We start from the raw sequence: 1,253 nt of genomic DNA on the forward strand, positions 1-1,253 counted from the left end.
CTCCGCATCATTTTCTGCTCGTACCGTTAATACGAACGTATTTTTGCCTTCCTCCAGATCGACTTTCGCCCTGTCGGTCATGACTTTATCCTGTAGAATGACTTTGGCTGCGGAGTGCGCTTCTTTTACTACAAGCTCCACTTGCTCGGATGTTGTACGTGCCGTATATGCCGTTGTTCCAGAAGCAAATGAAGGGCTTAGATTTAATTGTTTGCCTTCCGCCCATACCTGCAGGTCCGCAAGATCTGCATTGTTGGATAACATACGACCGCCTCCGCCACCACCGGAACCGCCGTTCCCCCCTGGGGCTCTTGGAGTCGCTGTCGCTACATTGGAGAAATCACTGGCTCCTTCCACAGAGATAGCCTTTACTGCAAATGCATACGTTGTTCCATTCGTCAATCCCGTGACGATGTAGGAGTTCGCTGTAACATTCGATTGAATGAGCTTCCAGTTCGCCGGATTGACAGGAGCTGATGTGCCTTCCGCTTGGTAAACTGCGTAAGTCACGCTGCCTGTTCCCGTGACAGCATCCCACTTTAATGTAACGGAACGATCAGCCGCAGAAGCTGTTAAATTCGCCGGTGCAGGTATCGTTGCAATCGTATACTGTTCCTCCATCACTTCGCTGTCAAGCATGCCAGCCTTTACTGCAATTGCCTTGATCACCATCTCCGAAGTGACTTCGATTGGTGCTGTGTATTTGATACTGCTGCCAGTCGGCGCGGTACCGTCTGTTGTGTAGTAAACCGTCGCTCCTTCGGTCGACGAACTCAATGTCACCTTGGTGCCGGACGGAACCACACCACCGGAAGGATCTGCAACCGGCTTGGCAACCTGATCAGGTAATAGGATCGTGTAATGCTCCTCCATCACTTCGCTGTCCAGCATGCCTTCCTTCACAGCGATTGCCTTGATTGTTATCTCCGAAGTAACTTCGATTGGTCCGGTATATTCGACACTGCTGCGGCTCGGTGTACTGCCATCCGTTGTGTAGTAAATCGTTGCTCCTTCAGTTGGCGTGCTCAATGTTACCTTGGTTCCAGATAAAACCGCCCTGCCTGATGGATCTGCAACCGGCTTGGCAACCTGATCAGGTAATAGGATCGTATAATGCTCCTCCATCACTTCGCTGTCCAGCATGCCTTCCTTCACAGCGATTGCCTTGATTGTTATCTCCGAAGTAACTTCGATTGGTCCGGTATATTCGACACTGCTGCGGCTCGGTGTACTGCCATCCGTTGTGTAGTAAA

Annotated in this window: 1 protein-coding gene; it reads right to left on the bottom strand. The window is 50.8% G+C overall.

Annotated elements, in window-relative coordinates; all coding sequences use genetic code 11:
* Positions 1 to 1,253, bottom strand: a 1,253-nt coding sequence (locus tag AB1L17_RS31340) for a chitobiase/beta-hexosaminidase C-terminal domain-containing protein (protein WP_412848915.1), incomplete at both ends; no start/stop codon positions are given.

This window comes from Brevibacillus jepli (genome assembly GCF_047229145.1).
Lineage (GTDB): Bacteria > Bacillota > Bacilli > Brevibacillales > Brevibacillaceae > Brevibacillus.